The sequence below is a fragment of the Sphingomonas sp. URJC2 genome, from assembly GCF_059803575.1.
The window spans coordinates 83,680-98,960 of record NZ_JAPFGX010000004.1 but is presented as its reverse complement, the minus strand read 5'-3'; the positions used below and the strand labels follow the sequence as shown (position 1 = coordinate 98,960).

Here is a 15,281-nt window from a genome sequence, read left to right as displayed (position 1 = left end):
GATCGGCCGCGCCATGATCCGACGACTGCTCGCGACCCTGATGATCGTCTGGCTGACCGGCTTTGTCTGGTTCGTTGTCATGCTGCCGCGCCCGGCCGATGACAGCCGCACCGATGCGGTGATCGTGCTGACCGGCGGGGCCGGACGGATCGAACGCGGGCTGGCGGTGCTGACCGCCGGGCAGGCGCGGCGGATGCTGATTTCGGGCGTCGACCCGCTGGTCCGTCCGCGCGAACTGGCCGGGCGCTACGGCGTGCCGGCGCGGCTGTTCGCCTGCTGCATCGATCTGGGCGATGCGGTCGACACCCGCTCGAACGGGGAGGAGGCGGCCGACTGGATCCGCGCCCGGCGCTATCGCTCGGTGCGGCTGGTGACGACCGACTGGCACATGCGCCGCGCGGGGTTCGAACTGGAACGCCAGCTGCCCCCGGGCACGACGGTGCTGCGCGATGCGGTGCGCAGCGACCCCGATCTGGGGATGCTGTTGACCGAATATCACAAATATCTGCTGCGGCGCGGGGCCGCGCTGTTCGGGATCTGAACCATGGCCGTGCTGCGCACGATCCTTTTCATGCTCATTTTCTATCCGGCGAGCGCGTTCATCGTGCTGATGTCGCCCATTGCCTCGGCGCTGGGGCGGCCGGCGCAGATCCGCTGGACCTATGTGTGGATCCATATCCACAACTGGGCGACGCGCGTGGTGCTCGGCATCCGCTACCGGGTGGAAGGGCAGGTGCCGCCCGGCCCGGTGCTGGTCGCGATGAAGCATGAAGCGATGTACGAAACGCTCCAGGCCTTTCTGTTTCTCGACCGGCCCTGCCCGGTGTTCAAGCGCGAGCTGACGCGCATTCCGCTCTGGGGCCGAGTGACGCGCGTCTATGGCTCGGTGGTGGTCGACCGCGATGGCGGCGCCCGCGCGCTGCGGACGCTGCTGGCCGAGGCGCGCACGCTGATCGCCGAGGGGCGGCCGATCCTGATTTTCCCCGAAGGCACGCGCGTGCCGCATGGCAGCCGCCCGCCGGTCAAGCCCGGGATTTCGGGGCTTTACCGGATGCTCGGCCTGCCGGTCGTGCCGGTTGCGGTCGATAGCGGGCGGCTGTGGCCGCGCGGCCGCTTTGCCCGCCATGCCGGCCTCGTCACGTTCCGCGTCGGCGAGATGATCCCGCCCGGCCTGCCGCGCGAGGAGATGGAAGCGCGGCTGGTGGCGGCGATCAACGCGCTCAATCCGTCGCCCGGGGCGGGGGCGGGGGTGAGCGCGGGCTGATAGCGGCCCCCGGATCCGGTTCGGCGGCGCGCGCGATCGCCGCTTCGGCAAGTGCGGGGCGGCCGAGCGAATCGAGCAGCATCGCCCCTTCGATCACCGCCAGCAGGTGATGCGCGGCCGGCGTGCGTGCGCCCGCCGGCAGGTCGAGCCGGTCATCGATCCAGCCGGCAAACAGATCGGCGATTGCGCCGGCGATCCGCCGCTGCGGCTCGGTGCCGCGCGCGGCGCCCGCCGCCAGATCGAGCCACAAATGCATGAACGGCCTCAGCGCCGGGTCGGCCATCCCCGCCCACACCGCGCGCAGCAGCGCCGCCCAGCCGAGCCGCGTGCCCGGCGGCAGCGCGGCGGCAAGGATCGCGGTCAGCCGCCGCGCGATGCGGTCGAGCGTCAGCGCCAGCAGCTCGTCCTTGTCGGTGAAATAATAGAGCAGCATCCGGTCGCTCGTCCCCGCCGCGCGGGCAAGCGGCCTCAGGCTCGCCCCGGCCATGCCATAAGCGAGCAGATGATCGGCCATCGCCTCGATGGCGGCCTCGCGCCGCGCGTCCTTCACGTCCATCGCATCTTGTCCACCGCGCCGGCCATAGCGCAGAATTGCTGTAGCGGTCGCTACATATTCTGCTATGTAGCAGTCGCTACATATTGGCGCAGGGAGATTGTCCGATGACCGGGTTCTGGAAGAAATGGCTGGCGGTCTGGTGTGCGGCGGTGGTGATGTTCGGCGTCGTGCTCGCCTCGGGCGCGCATCCGGCGACCGATGCGCCCGTCGATCTGCTCTATGAGCTGCTCAATCCCGCCCAGCCGGCCGCGTTCACCCCGGCGCTGCGCTTTGCAACCGGGCTGATGGGCGCGCTCACCATCGGCTGGGGGCTGACCATGGCGGCGACCATCGGTGCGGCGCTGCGCGCCGGGCCGGACGGGGCGGGCACATGGCGGCGGCTGACCGGCGCGATCCTGATCTGGTTCGTCGTCGATTCGGGGCTGTCGATCCTGACCGGCTTTGGTCTCAACGCCGTGTCGAACGCGGTGTTGACGGCCGGCTATCTGCTGCCGGTCTGGCGGTCAGGGGTGCTGGCGGGGCGTTGATCGCCGTTGTCTTGGAAGAACGCGTTTTCAGGGCGGCTTCCGCCACACGGGCGGCACCAGGCTGTTTTGCGTGGTCGCGGCACCGGCCCTGCGGCGAAAGCCGCACAAGCTAATCGTGCGCGCGGCCGAAATCGGGGCGGGCGTCGTCCTGCCCCTGTTCGATGATGCCGCGCCGGATCGCGCGGGTGCGGGTGAACAGGTCGAACAGCATGTCGCCATCGCCCCAGCGGATCGCGCGCTGGAGCGCCGACAGATCCTCGCTGAACCGCTGGAGCATGTCGAGCACCGCCTCGCGGTTGGCGAGGAACACGTCGCGCCACATGGTCGGGTCGGACGCGGCGATGCGGGTGAAATCGCGAAAGCCGCCGGCCGAATATTTGATCACTTCGGACCGGGTGACGGTTTCAAGGTCGGATGCGGTGCCGACGATCGTATAGGCGATCAAATGCGGCAGATGCGACGTGACGGCGAGCACCAGATCATGATGTTCGGGCGTCATCTGATCGACCTCGGCACCCAGCCTTTCCCAGAATGCCTGCAGCCGGGCAGCGGCGACGGGATCGCCGCCTTCGACCGGGGTCAGGATGCACCAGCGGCCATGAAACAGGCTGGCAAAGCCCGCCTCCGGCCCGCTGTTCTCGGTGCCCGCGACGGGGTGGGCGGGGACGATCTGCCGAGCCGGGATCACCGCCCCCAGCGCCGCGGCGACGCTGGCCTTGGACGAGCCGACATCGGATACGATGGCATCGGCCGGCAGGTCGGGCGCGATCAGTTCGGCCACCGCGCCGATTGCGCCCACCGGCACGCACAGGATAACCAGATCGGCATCGGTGACGGCGGCCCCGGCATGATCGGCAATGTCGTCGCACAGGTTGAGCGCACGCGCCGTCTCGCGCACCGCCGGGTCGGCGTCATGCCCGGCCAGCTGCACGCCGGGCATGTGCTGGCGCACCGCCCGGGCGATGGACGAACCGATCAGGCCCAGCCCGATGATCGAGACGCGGCTGAACGGCAGCATCAGGCCCGTTCGGCCAGCGCCCTGAGCGCGGCGGCCACGCCCTGCATTTCATCGGCCGTGCCGATCGAGATGCGCAGGCCGTTGCCCAGCCCCTGGCCAGGCAGCCAGCGGGTGATGTAGCCGGCATCCATCAGCCCGCGATACGCCTGTTCGGCGGTGAGCGCGCCTTCGAACATCACCAGCACGAAGTTGGCGCGCGACGGAATGGCGCGCAGCCCCTTGTTGCCCAGCGCCGCGATCTCGCCTTCGAACCAGCTCCGCCATTTGGCATTGTGATCGCGGCTGGTGGCGACGAACGCATCGTCGGCCAGTGCCGCCACCGCCGCGCGCTGACCGCCGATGGTCATGTTGAACGGCAGGCGGATGCGGTGCATCGCCTCGATCAGCGGCGCCGCGCCATAGCCCCAGCCCAGCCGTTCCGCCGCCAGCCCGTGGATCTTGGAAAAGGTGCGCGTGATCAGCACGTTGGGCGCGGTCTGCGCCAGTTCCATGCCGCCATCGTCTTCGCCCGCGCCCAGATATTCGGCATAGGCATGGTCGAGCACCAGCAGCACGTGCGGCGGCAGCCCGGCATGCAGCCGTTCGATTTCGGCGCGCGGGGTGTAGGTGCCGGTCGGGTTGTTGGGGTTGGCGATATAGACGATGCGGGTGCGCGGGGTCACCGCCGCCAGGATCGCATCGACATCGGTCGCATAATCGCGGTCGGGCGCGATCACCGGCGTCGCGCCGACGCGCCGCGCTGCAATCTCGTACACCGCAAAGCCGTAGCGGACGAAAATCACCTCGTCTCCCGGCCCGGCAAATGCGCCGGCGGCCAGATGCAGCACCTCGTCCGAGCCATTGCCATAGATGACCCGCGCCGGATCAAGGCCGTATTTGGCGGCAATCGCCTCGCGCACCATCGCCGCGCCCGCATCGGGATAGCGTTCCAGGCTGTCGGCCGCCGACTGATAGGCCGTGCGTGCCGCCGCGCTGGTGCCGAGCGGGTTTTCGTTCGACGACAATTTGGCGACCTTGCGGCCGTCATCGGTGGTGGCGCGCCCGGGGACATAGGGCGCGATCTGCATGATCCAGTCCTTGGCGACCGGGGCCTGTGACGTTGCGTGATCCATGGCGCGGCCCCTTAGGCCGTTGGCGGCAGGCCCGCAATGGCGCGCGGCGCTATCCACAACTCTCTTCCGCACGGGCGTTGCACGCGCGCGAGGCACATCCTAGAGAAACCGCCCGATGACACATCCTGTCCGCATTGCGCCGTCGATCCTGTCCGCCGATTTCGCCCGTCTGGGCGAAGAGGTGCGGGCCATTGATTCGGCGGGCGCGGACTGGATCCATGTCGATGTGATGGACGGCCATTTCGTGCCCAACATCACCATCGGCCCGGCGGTGGTGAAGGCGCTCAGGCCGCACACGGCCAAGCCGTTCGACGTGCATCTGATGATTTCGCCGGTCGATCCCTATCTGGAGGCGTTTGCCGAGGCCGGGGCCGATATCATCACCGTCCATCCCGAGGCCGGGCCGCATCTGCACCGCACGATCCAGCGCATCAAGGCGCTGGGGCGCAAGGCGGGGGTATCGCTCAATCCCGCGACGCCCGCCAAGATGCTCGACTATGTGCTCGAAGAGGTCGATCTGGTGCTGGTGATGAGCGTCAATCCCGGCTTTGGCGGGCAGAGCTTCATCGACAGCCAGCTGCGCAAGATCGAGGCGATCCGCAAGCAGATCGACCGCATCGGCAAGCCCATCCATCTCGAGGTCGATGGCGGCATCGACCGCGACACCGCGCCGCGCGCCATCGCCGCCGGGGCCGATGTGCTGGTGGCGGGAACCGCGACCTTCCGCGGCGGGCCGGATGCCTATGCCGCCAATATCGAGGCGCTGCGCGGCGGATGACCGAGCATCCGCGCCTCGCCGCCGCCGACGGGATCGAGGAAGGCAAACGCCTTATCCGCCTCGACGATGATCGCGGCGCGTCGCTGGCGCAGCGTCTGGCCAACCGGCTGCACCTGCTCACCTGGCGCACCCCGCTGCACAAGATGCGGCTCAAGGGGCGTTTCCCGCTCAAGCTGCTGGCGGTGCCCGAAGATCCGATCTTCGGCGATGTCGTCGCCGGCCGGGCGCTGCTCGCCGGGCGGATCAGCTGGCGCGGCGAGACGCTGGCGCTCGCCGATCTGGATTTCGCCACCCTTTCGGTGTCGCCGGGGCTGTATGACTATCTGCACGGCTTTCAGTGGCTGCGCGACCTGTCGAGCGTCGCCACCCGTGCCGAGGGCGCGCCGGTGGCCGAAGCGATCATGCGCAAATGGCTGGCCGCGCATGGCGAGACGATCGGCGGGCCGGCCTGGGCCTGCCCGCTCTGGGGGCGGCGGATCCTGTTCTGGACCGCGCATGCGCCGCTCATCCTGTCGAGCAACGACCTGATCTACCGCTCGGCGGTGCTCAACGGGCTGGCGCGCGGCGCCCGCCATCTCGACCGCGCGGCCGACCGCGTGCCCGAGGGGGTGGAGCGGGTCGCGGCCTGGGCCGGGATCGTCGCCGCCGGCCTGTTGCTGCCGGGCGGCGAGCCGCGCCGCATCTTTGGTGAAGCCGGGCTGACACGCGCGCTGTCGACCGCCTTTTTCGAGGATGGCGGCACCATCTGCCGCTCGCCCGCCGGGCTGATGGACGGGATCGCGATCCTCAGCCTGTTGCGCGCCGTTTACGATGTGCGCCGCGAACCGGTGCTGCCGGCGGTGGAAACGGTGCTGGCGCGCGCGGTGCCGGCGCTGCTGGGCGTCATGCACGGCGATGGTGCGCTGGCCAGCTGGCAGGGCGGGCTGCCGCTGGGCGAGGACCGGATCGCGCCGCTGATCGCGGCCTCGGGCGTGCGCGCCCGGCCGCTGCGGCAGGCGCGCGACTGGGGCTATCAGCGGCTGGCCGGCGGGGCGACCGTCGTCACCATCGACGCCGCGCCGCCGCCGGTCACGCGGCTGGCGGCGGGCTGTGCGTCGACGCTGGCGTTCGAACTGTCCGACGGCGCGCACCGGATCATCGTCGGCTGCGGCGGCGCGCGCCATGCCGGGGCGACGCTGCCGCCCGCGCTGGCCGAGGCGCTGCGCACCAGTGCCGCGCATTCGACGCTGATCGTCAACGACGCCAACTCGACCGCCATCCATGCCGATGGCAGCCTGGGGCGCGGCGTCGGCGCGGTCGAGATCGACCGGCAGGAGCTGGAGGGCGGCAGCCGGATCGAGGCCAGCCATGACGGTTATGCCCGGCGCTATGGCTTTGTGCACCAGCGGGTGCTGGCGCTGAGCGTCGACGGGCGCGAGCTGCGCGGCGAGGACATGCTGGTTCCCGCGCCCCGCCGCCGCAGCCGCCCGGCGCCATTTGCGGCGCGGTTCCATCTTGCCCCGGGCATCGAGGTGACGCTGACCGCCGACGGGCAGGGCGCGCTGCTGCGCCCCGATGGCGGGCCGCTGTGGCAGTTCCGCGCCAAGGGCGGGCTGTTGTCGGTCGAGGACAGCCTGTGGGTCGATGCCGATGCCCGCCCGCGCGCCAGCCAGCAGCTGGTCGTGACCGGCGAGGCCCCGGCGGGCGGAGCGAGCATCAGCTGGCTGCTGCGCCGCGCCGGCTGATCTGCCGCCCGCCGCTTTCAGCTGCGGCGTTTTCGATCATCCTGACCGAGATTTTGATTTTCCCCGGCCGCCGCGCAGCCGTTACGGTTCCAGCCCATCGACAAGACCCAAAACAACCAAGGCTGGAGGATTATCCATGCGCACAACCAAGACCATGCTGATCGCCTTGCTGGCGACGGCGTTCACCCCGGTCGCGGCGATGGCCGAGACCGCCACCGCCCAGGCCGCCAAGCCCCAGACCGGGCAGCCTATGACCAACAAGGACTGGTGGCCCGAGCGGCTCGACCTGCGGCCGCTGCGCCAGCACGGCATTGAGTCCAACCCGCTGGGCGCGCAGTTCAGCTATGCCGAGGCGTTCCAGAAGCTCGATCTGAAGGCGGTCAAGGCCGACATCGAAGCGCTGATGACCAAGTCGCAGGATTGGTGGCCGGCCGATTACGGCCATTACGGTCCCTTCTTCATCCGCATGGCGTGGCACAGCGCCGGCACCTATCGCATCGCCGACGGGCGCGGCGGCGCGGCCGGCGGGCAGCAGCGGTTCGAGCCGCTCAACAGCTGGCCCGACAACGTCAATCTCGATCGTGCGCGCCGCCTGCTGTGGCCGATCAAGAAGAAATATGGCGCCAGCCTGTCCTGGGCCGATCTGATGGTGCTGACCGGCAATGTCGCGCTGGAATCGATGGGCTTCAAGACCTTCGGTTTCGCAGGCGGCCGGCAGGACGATTTCGAGGCCGATGAGGTGTTCTGGGGGCCGGAGCGCAAGTTCCTTGCGTCCGACCGCTATCATGGCGACCGGCAGCTCGCCAATCCGCTGGCGGCCGTCCAGATGGGCCTGATCTACGTCAATCCGGAAGGCCCGAACGGCAATCCGGACCCGCTCGCCGCCGCCCGCGACATCCGCGAGACGTTCGGCCGCATGGCGATGAACGACGAGGAAACGGTGGCGCTGATCGCCGGCGGCCACACGTTCGGCAAGGCGCATGGCGCGCACAAGCCCGAAGCGTGCGTGGGCGTCGATCCGGCGGGTGCGGGTGTCGAGCAGCAGGGTCTGGGCTGGGTCAACAAGTGCGGCACTGGCAAGGGCGCCGACACGGTGACCAGCGGCCTTGAAGGCGCGTGGTCGGTCAACCCGATTGCGTGGACGACCCAGTATCTGGACAATCTCTATGCGTTCAACTGGGTGCAGACGCGCAGCCCGGCGGGTGCGATCCAGTGGGTGCCGAGCGACAAGGACGCCGCCAATCTGGTGCCGGACGCCCATGATCCGAACAAGCGCCACGCGCCGATCATGTTCACGACCGACCTCGCGCTCAAGATGGACCCGGCCTATCGCAAGATCACCGAGCGGTTCCGCCGCAATCCGGATGCGTTCGCCGATGCCTTTGCGCGTGCGTGGTTCAAGCTGACCCACCGCGACATGGGCCCGCGCGCCCGCTATCTGGGGGCCGATGCGCCGAAGGAAGACCTGATCTGGCAGGATCCGGTGCCGGCGGTGAATCATCCGCTCGTCACCCCGGCCGATGTCACCGCGCTCAAGGGCCAGCTTCAGGCCTCGGGCCTGAGCACCGGCGAGCTGGTGCGCACCGCCTGGGCGGCGGCGGGCAGCTTCCGCGGCACCGATCTGCGCGGCGGCACCAATGGCGGCCGCGTGCGGCTGGCCCCGCAAAAGGACTGGGCGGTCAACAATCCGGCCGAACTGGCGCGGGTGCTGCCGGTCTATGAGCGGATCGCCACCGGCTTCAACACCGGCCGCAAGGACGGGCGCAAGATCTCGCTGGCCGATCTGATCGTGCTGGGCGGTGCCGTGGGCGTCGAACAGGCGGCGAAGGCGGCGGGCGTGACGGTCGAGGTGCCGTTCACCCCGGGCCGGATGGATGCGGCGCAGGCGCAGACCGACGTCAACTCCTTTGCCGTGCTCGAGCCCAAGGCCGACGGGTTCCGCAACTATTTCGGCGCAGGCAACCGCCTGTCCCCGGCCGAAATGCTGGTCGAGCGGGCCAATCTGCTGACCCTGACGGTGCCCGAAATGACGGTGCTTGTCGGCGGGATGCGGGTGCTGGGCGGCAACAGCGGCGGTGTGGCGCACGGCGTGTTCACCGACACGCCGGGCCGGCTCGACAATGCGTTCTTCGTCAACCTGCTCGACATGGGGACGAAGTGGGCGAAGTCGGCCACCGCCGAGGGGCTGTATGAAGGCACCGATCGCGCGACCGGCAAGGTCAAGTGGACGGCGACCCCGGTCGACCTGGTGTTCGGTTCCAACTCCGAACTGCGGGCGGTGTCCGAAATCTATGCCGCCGATGACGGGCGCGAAAAGTTCGTGCGCGATTTCGTCAAGGCATGGACGAAGGTGATGGATCTGGGCCGCATCTGACCGGCCCGGCCATAAGCCGAATGCGTGGCGGCGCTTCTCCGGGGAGAAGCGCCGCCATCTTTTTTTCGGGGCAATGCCGCGTCAGCGGATCAGGGTGACGAAGCTGTAGCCGTCATGATCGGTGCGCGCGGCCTCGCGCCAGCCGGCGAGCGCGGGCAGAAACGTGTCGCCATCGGGGCTGCCGCGCACCTCGGTCAGCTCGATCCGGTCCGCCCGGTCGAGGAACAGCCGGTAGATTTCCGCGCCGCCGATCACCGAGACGACGGGCACGTCGCCGGCCAGCGCGAGCGCGGCATCGACGCTCGTGGCCACTTCGGCGCCGCTCGCCGTCCATGCGCCGCGCGTCAGCACGATGTGCCGCCGCCCGGGCAGCAGGCCGGGCAGGCTTTCAAAGGTCCGCCGACCCATCACCATCGGCGTGCCCAGGGTCAGCGCCTTGAACCGCCTGAGATCGGCCGGGATGTGCCAGGGCAGGGTGCCGTCGCGGCCGATCACGCCATTGTCGGCGCGCGCGACGACCAGCACGATCTGCGGGGCGGCAGCGCCGGGGGTGGCGGGGGGCATGGTCATCAGACCGCGACCGGCGCAGCGATTGGCGGGTGGGGATCATAGCCGGTGACGACCACATCCTCGAACCGATAGTCGAAGATCGTCTCCGGCCGGCGCGCCAGATCGAGCCGGGGGAAGGGGCGCGGCGCGCGCGCCAGCTGTTCTTCGACCAGATGGCCGTGGTTCAGATAGACATGCACGTCGCCGCCCATCCACACGATCTCGCCGGGCGCAAGGTCGCAGATCTGCGCCAGCATCCGCAGCAGCAGCGCGGCTTCGAAGATGTTGAACGCAAAGCCCAGCCCCAGATCGCAGGAGCGCTGGTAGAGAATGCCCGACAGCCGCCCGTCCGCGACCTGATATTGATAGGTCATGTGGCAGGGCGGCAGCGCCATCCGGTCGAGATCGGCGACATTCCAGCCGGTGAAGATGTGCCGCCGCGACGCCGGATTGCGGCGCAGCCCGTCGACCAGCGCCGCGATCTGGTTGATCGTGCCGCCCTCGCCGTCCGGCCATGCGACCCATTGCCGGCCATAGACCGGGCCGAGATCGCCCCAGCGGGCGGCAAAATCGGCATCGGCAAGGATGCGCGCCTCGAACGCGTCGCGGTCGATCGCCTCGCCGGTCTCGCGCCGGTAACGGTCGAGCGGCCAGTCGGTCCAGATGCGCACGCCCTGCGCGACCAGCGGGCGGATATTGGTGTCGCCGGTCAGGAACCATAGCAGCTCGCGCACCGCGGTTTTCCAATAGACGCGCTTGGTGGTCAGGATCGGCACCGTCCCGTCCGACAGGTCGAAGCGCAACGTCGCGCCGAACAGCGCGCGTGTGCCCACGCCCGTGCGGTCGATCCGTTCATCCCCTTCGCGCCAGACGCGGCGCATCAGGTCGAGATAGGCAGTTTCGGCTTGGTTGGTCATTGCGCGTCAGCTTTGCGCGACCCGGCCGGTCAGCGCAACCGCGGCCCTGCCGTCCCGCCCGCCAGATCGCCGGCATGGCGCGCCGCCGGGTGCATCGCGTTGCAGATTCGGAACCGATATTGCCCTTGTGCCGTAACGGCAGGCATGATGGTATGTCATTACATCACCCAGTGATGGGGATGGACATGGAAGGAGACGGTGCCATGCCGGCTGAAGGTTTCCTGTCACGGCGCGAACGCCATCCCATTGCCCTGACGGTCGCGGTCGCGCTCAATCTGGGCGGCGCCACCGCGCTGATGCTGGCGCGGGGCGCGGTGCCGGTGCCCGGGATCGAGGCGATTCCGACGATCCTGATCCGGCCCGCGCCGCCGCCCGCGCCGCCACGCACCGAGCCGCCCCCGCTGCCGCGGCAGGTGGCGACACGCCCGGCCCCCCGCCCGACCACGACCGATCTGGTCACCCCACCGCCCGCCGGCGCGCAATCGGGGGCCGGCGAAACGCTGCCCGACACGGTCCAGCCGGGCGATGGCACGGGCGGCGATCCGCCCTCCCGGCCGGTGCCGGAGCCGGTGTTCAGCGAGGCGACCGTTGATCCCCGCTATGCCGCGCAGTTGCAGCCGCCCTATCCGCCGCAGCTCGAACGGCTGTCGGTCGAGGGGCGGGTGGTGATCGAGGTGCGGATCGGCACCGATGGCCGGGTGACGGCGGCGCGCATCCTGTTTGCCGATGACGATGATTTCGCCCGCGTGACCGAGCAGCAGGCGCTCGCCCGCTGGCGCTTCCGCCCGGCACTGCGCGACGGCGTGCCGGTCGATAGCGTGAAGCGGCTCACCGTCCGCTTCCAGTTGCGTCGCAGCTGACCGGCAGGGCCGGCGCGTCTCCCCGCGCGCCGGCCCGACCCGTCATCCGATCAGGCCCGGTCTGGTGAAGTGCCGGCAAAGGCCCTAGATTGCGGCCGATGTCGCGCCTCCGCCTCTTCAACGTCGTTCATGCGATCCGCGATCTGCGCGCCTTTCTGGCGACGCGCGGGCGGCATGAGCTGGTGTTCGCCTTTCTGGCGATCGTCACCACCGTGTCGATCATCGTCGTGTTCATGCTCGATTCGCGTTCGCTCGAAAAACCCTATGAGCGGCGCATCCAATATGTCGAAAGCTGGCCCGCCGACCGCAGCGATGCCGAGATCGTCGCCGCGCAAAAGGCCGATGCCGCCAACCGCGCCAAGCGCGAGGCGGCCGAACAGCGCGCCAAGGCGGAACGGCGCGCCGCGTTCAAGCGGCTGGACGACGCGCTCGAGCGGCTGGGCCTTTGACCATGGCCAATGGCGCGGCGGACGCGCGGTGGATGGACGCCGCGCTGGCGCTCGCCGCGCGGGGGCAGGGGCGGACCTGGCCCAACCCCAATGTCGGCTGCGTGATCGTCGGGCAGGGCCGCGTCGTCGGGCGCGGCTGGACGCGGCCCGGCGGCCGCCCCCATGCCGAGGCGGTGGCGCTGATGCAGGCGGGGGAGGCGGCGCGCGGCGCGACCGCCTATGTCACGCTGGAACCCTGCGCGCATGACAGCGCGCGCGGCCCGGCCTGTGCCGATCTGCTGATCGCCGCCGGGGTGGCGCGGGTGGTGAGCGCGCTCACCGATCCCGATCCGCGCACCGCCGGGCGCGGGCATGACCGGCTGCGCGCCGCGGGGATCGCGGTCGCTGTTGGGGCCGGCGCGGGCGGGGCCGAACGCGCGATTGCGGGCTGGCTGACCCGCCAGCGCCATGGCCGGCCGCGCGTGACGCTGAAGCTCGGGCTGTCGCTTGACGGGTGCATCGCGCTGGCAAGCGGGGAGAGCCGCTGGATCACCGGGCCGGCGGCGCGCGCCCATGCCCATGTCGAACGCAGCCGGCACGAGGCGATTCTGGTCGGGCGCGGCACCTGGGATGCGGACCGGCCGCGCCTTGATGTCCGGCTGCCGGGGCTGGAGGCATTTGCCCCGGCGCGGGTGGTGCTGTCGGCGCGCGGCGACATTGCCGGGCTGGGACCGGACGACCGGGTGATCGCCGCGCCCGGCGCGATTGCCGATCTGCCCTGCGACAATCTGCTGGTCGAAGGCGGGGCGGGGACGGCGGCGGCGTTTCTGGCCGCAGATCTGGTCGACCGGCTGGTCATCTACCGCGCGCCGCTGCTGATCGGCGGCGGGCGCGGCGCGGTCGGCGCGTTCGGGCTGGCCGATCTTGCCGCCGCGCATGGCCGCTGGGCCTTGCAAGACAGCCGGATGCTTGGCACCGACCGGCTCGACATTTACGAACGGCGGCGCTGACATGTTTACGGGCATCATCACCGATATCGGCACGATCATCGCGGCAGGGCGGGAGGGCGATCTGCGCCTGCGCATCGCCTGTGGCTATGACATGCACGGGGTCGATCTGGGCGCGTCCATCGCCTGTTCGGGCGTGTGCCTGACGGTGATCGACAAGGCCCCCGCGCAGGGCGACACGCCGGGCTGGTTCGCGGTCGACGTCTCGGCCGAAAGCGTCGCGCGCACCGCGCCCGGCATGTGGGCCGAAGGCGCGCGACTGAACCTGGAACGCGCGATGCGGCTGGGCGACGAGCTGGGCGGGCATATCGTCACCGGCCATGTCGACGGCATCGGCACGATCGCGGGCGTCGCGCCGAGCGGCGGATCGCATGTCGTGACCGTGGCCGCGCCGGCGGCGCTCGCCCCCTATATCGCGCCCAAAGGGTCGATCACGGTCGATGGCGTCTCGCTGACCGTGAACGGCGTTGCCGACCAGCCCGATGGCGATGTGCAGTTCACGCTCAACATCATCCCCCACACATGGGACGTGACGACGCTGGGCACGCTGACGCCGGGCAAGGCGGTCAATCTGGAGATCGACGTGCTCGCGCGCTATCTCAGCCGGATGGAAGCGGTGCTCGCCCGGCGGGGGTAAGGGCTTTTTCTGCCGCGGCACCGGGGGTTGTTTGTTTGGGTGCGGGCCGGTGCCTCCCCCGCGCCGAGAGGCGCGCAGCAAACAACTCCCGCGACCACGGCGTGACGCGCAACAGACACACCTCCCCCAATCACATCGCAATGTGACTCCCGCCATTGCCGTGTCACACTGCAATGTGATACCGCGCCCGACATGACCAACGCGACCATCGACAGGATTCGGACCGAAATCGCCGCGCGCGGCCTTTCGCGGGCGGCGCTTGCCCGGGCGGCGGGGCTGCACGCCAATACGCTGCGCGGGATGGACGAGCCGGACTGGAACCCGACCGCCGAGACGCTGCGCAAGCTCGACGCCTATCTGACCGCGAGCAATGCGCGCCCCGCGCTGGTGCCCATCGAGGAGATCATCGACGAGGCGCGCAACGGCCGTATGTTCATCCTGGTCGATGACGAGGACCGGGAGAATGAGGGCGATCTGATCATCCCCGCCCAGATGGCGACCCCGGATGCGATCAACTTCATGGCCAAGCATGGGCGCGGGCTGATCTGCCTCGCGCTTGCCAAGGCGCGGGTCGACCAGCTCGGCCTCGACCTGATGAGCCGCAACAACGGCACCCGCCACGAAACCGCCTTCACCGTGTCGATCGAGGCGCGCGACGGTGTGACCACCGGCATTTCGGCGGCGGACCGGGCGCGCACCATCGCGGTCGCCATCGATGCCTCCAAGGGTGCCGAGCACATCGTCACCCCCGGCCATGTGTTCCCGCTGGTCGCGCGCGAGGGCGGGGTGCTGGTGCGTGCCGGCCATACCGAGGCGGCGGTCGATGTCGCGCGGCTGGCCGGGCTCAACCCGTCGGGCGTGATCTGCGAGATCATGAAGGATGACGGCACGATGGCGCGGATGGACGATCTTGTCGCCTTCGCGCAGGAACATGGGCTGAAGATCGGCACGATCCGCGACCTGATCGCCTATCGCCGCCGCCACGACCATCTGGTCGAAAAGCGCGCGGAAATGCGCTTCCACAGCCGCTGGGGTGGCGACTGGAAGGCGATGACCTTTTTCAACAAGGCGACCGGCGACGAGCTGATCGCGCTGCAAAAGGGCCGCATCGATCCCGAGACGCCGACGCTGGTGCGGATGCACACAATGTCGATGTTCGTCGATGTGTTCGGCGAGGAGTCGGAACGCGCCGGCCTGCTCAGCGAATCGATGAAGCTGATCGGCGAGGCGGGCGCGGGGGTGATCGTCGTCATCAACAAGCCGATGAAGGATCTGGTCACCCGCTTCATGCGGCTGCGCGCCGAGGGCAAGGGCGCGGGCGACCGCGAGGTCGAGGAGCTGCGCGATTACGGGCTGGGCGCGCAGATCCTGGCCGAGCTGGGCGTGCACGACATGGTGCTGCTCACCAACACCCATCACACGCTGGTCGGGCTTGACGGCTATGGCCTGTCGATTGTCGGTGAAAAGCCGATCCCCGGCACCGGTGGCGAATGATCCGGCTGCCCCCACCGCCTGATTGCAGAAGGAAAA

The 15,281-nt window shown here is 69.7% G+C and carries 16 protein-coding genes; 11 read left to right on the top strand and 5 right to left on the bottom strand.

The genetic code is table 11. The features are described 5' to 3' along the window. Positions 1 to 13: 13 nt before the first annotated feature. Both OPU66_RS03370 and OPU66_RS03365 read left to right on the top strand, forming a co-directional pair. Positions 14 to 541, top strand: coding sequence for a YdcF family protein (locus OPU66_RS03370; RefSeq protein WP_498552195.1), 528 nt, complete (start codon positions 14 to 16; stop codon positions 539 to 541). A 3-nt stretch (positions 542 to 544) separates the two neighbouring features. Next, entirely contained in the window at positions 545 to 1,264 is a 720-nt protein-coding gene (locus OPU66_RS03365) for a lysophospholipid acyltransferase family protein (protein ID WP_498552194.1), read from the top strand. On the opposite strand, the gene OPU66_RS03360 is transcribed toward OPU66_RS03365, so the two are convergent. Beyond that, complete coding sequence (locus tag OPU66_RS03360; RefSeq protein ID WP_498552193.1) at positions 1,221 to 1,820, bottom strand: TetR/AcrR family transcriptional regulator; 600 nt, start codon at positions 1,818 to 1,820, stop codon at positions 1,221 to 1,223. The genes OPU66_RS03365 and OPU66_RS03360 overlap by 44 nt on opposite strands. 104 nt (positions 1,821 to 1,924) lie before the next feature. On the opposite strand from OPU66_RS03360, the gene OPU66_RS03355 reads away from it, so the two are divergent. Beyond that, the gene (locus OPU66_RS03355) at positions 1,925 to 2,347 is read left to right on the top strand and encodes a hypothetical protein (RefSeq protein ID WP_498552192.1); all 423 of its coding nucleotides are present in this window, start codon (positions 1,925 to 1,927) and stop codon (positions 2,345 to 2,347) included. A 109-nt stretch (positions 2,348 to 2,456) separates the two neighbouring features. Here the strand turns inward: OPU66_RS03355 and OPU66_RS03350 are convergent, their stop codons facing one another. Both OPU66_RS03350 and hisC read right to left on the bottom strand, forming a co-directional pair. Next, positions 2,457 to 3,365, bottom strand: coding sequence for a prephenate/arogenate dehydrogenase family protein (locus tag OPU66_RS03350; protein ID WP_498552191.1), 909 nt, complete (start codon positions 3,363 to 3,365; stop codon positions 2,457 to 2,459). Continuing rightward, entirely contained in the window at positions 3,365 to 4,477 is a 1,113-nt protein-coding gene (gene hisC, locus OPU66_RS03345) for a histidinol-phosphate transaminase (RefSeq protein WP_498552190.1), read from the bottom strand. Before hisC ends, OPU66_RS03350 begins: the two co-directional genes overlap by 1 nt. 115 nt (positions 4,478 to 4,592) lie before the next feature. Here hisC and rpe point away from each other — a divergent pair, with 115 nt between their 5' ends. The 3 genes from rpe to katG all read left to right on the top strand — a co-directional run bounded on the left by rpe (position 4,593) and on the right by katG (position 9,353). Further along, positions 4,593 to 5,255, top strand: a complete 663-nt coding sequence (gene rpe, locus OPU66_RS03340; protein WP_498552189.1) for a ribulose-phosphate 3-epimerase — start codon at positions 4,593 to 4,595, stop codon at positions 5,253 to 5,255. Beyond that, entirely contained in the window at positions 5,252 to 6,979 is a 1,728-nt protein-coding gene (locus tag OPU66_RS03335; RefSeq protein WP_498552188.1) for a heparinase II/III family protein, read from the top strand. Before rpe ends, OPU66_RS03335 begins: the two co-directional genes overlap by 4 nt. A 136-nt stretch (positions 6,980 to 7,115) precedes the next feature. Continuing rightward, positions 7,116 to 9,353: a catalase/peroxidase HPI gene (gene katG / locus OPU66_RS03330; protein ID WP_498552187.1), complete on the top strand. Its 2,238-nt coding sequence runs from the start codon at positions 7,116 to 7,118 to the stop codon at positions 9,351 to 9,353. 81 nt (positions 9,354 to 9,434) lie between these two features. Here the strand turns inward: katG and OPU66_RS03325 are convergent, their stop codons facing one another. Both OPU66_RS03325 and thyA read right to left on the bottom strand, forming a co-directional pair. Then, positions 9,435 to 9,923, bottom strand: a complete 489-nt coding sequence (locus tag OPU66_RS03325; RefSeq protein ID WP_498552186.1) for a dihydrofolate reductase — start codon at positions 9,921 to 9,923, stop codon at positions 9,435 to 9,437. Next, the gene (gene thyA / locus OPU66_RS03320; RefSeq protein WP_498552185.1) at positions 9,923 to 10,819 is read right to left on the bottom strand and encodes a thymidylate synthase; all 897 of its coding nucleotides are present in this window, start codon (positions 10,817 to 10,819) and stop codon (positions 9,923 to 9,925) included. The genes OPU66_RS03325 and thyA overlap by 1 nt, the downstream gene beginning before the upstream one ends. Before the next feature lie 203 nt (positions 10,820 to 11,022). Here thyA and OPU66_RS03315 point away from each other — a divergent pair, with 203 nt between their 5' ends. The 5 genes from OPU66_RS03315 (at position 11,023) to ribB (ending at position 15,245) form a co-directional block, all read left to right on the top strand. Beyond that, positions 11,023 to 11,679: an energy transducer TonB gene (locus OPU66_RS03315; protein WP_498552184.1), complete on the top strand. Its 657-nt coding sequence runs from the start codon at positions 11,023 to 11,025 to the stop codon at positions 11,677 to 11,679. Between the two features lie 98 nt (positions 11,680 to 11,777). Further along, a complete protein-coding gene (locus OPU66_RS03310) occupies positions 11,778 to 12,128 on the top strand; it encodes a hypothetical protein (RefSeq protein ID WP_498552183.1) in 351 nt (116 codons plus the stop codon). Between the two features lie 32 nt (positions 12,129 to 12,160). Then, positions 12,161 to 13,117 carry a bifunctional diaminohydroxyphosphoribosylaminopyrimidine deaminase/5-amino-6-(5-phosphoribosylamino)uracil reductase RibD gene (ribD, locus tag OPU66_RS03305; RefSeq protein ID WP_498552182.1) on the top strand — a complete coding sequence of 319 codons (957 nt, stop codon included), beginning with the start codon at positions 12,161 to 12,163 and terminating at the stop codon, positions 13,115 to 13,117. A gap of 1 nt (position 13,118) precedes the next feature. Continuing rightward, entirely contained in the window at positions 13,119 to 13,751 is a 633-nt protein-coding gene (locus OPU66_RS03300) for a riboflavin synthase (RefSeq protein ID WP_498552181.1), read from the top strand. Positions 13,752 to 13,943: 192 nt separating this feature from the next. Next, positions 13,944 to 15,245, top strand: a complete 1,302-nt coding sequence (ribB, locus tag OPU66_RS03295; protein WP_498552180.1) for a 3,4-dihydroxy-2-butanone-4-phosphate synthase — start codon at positions 13,944 to 13,946, stop codon at positions 15,243 to 15,245. The last annotated feature ends 36 nt before the right edge of the window (positions 15,246 to 15,281 follow it).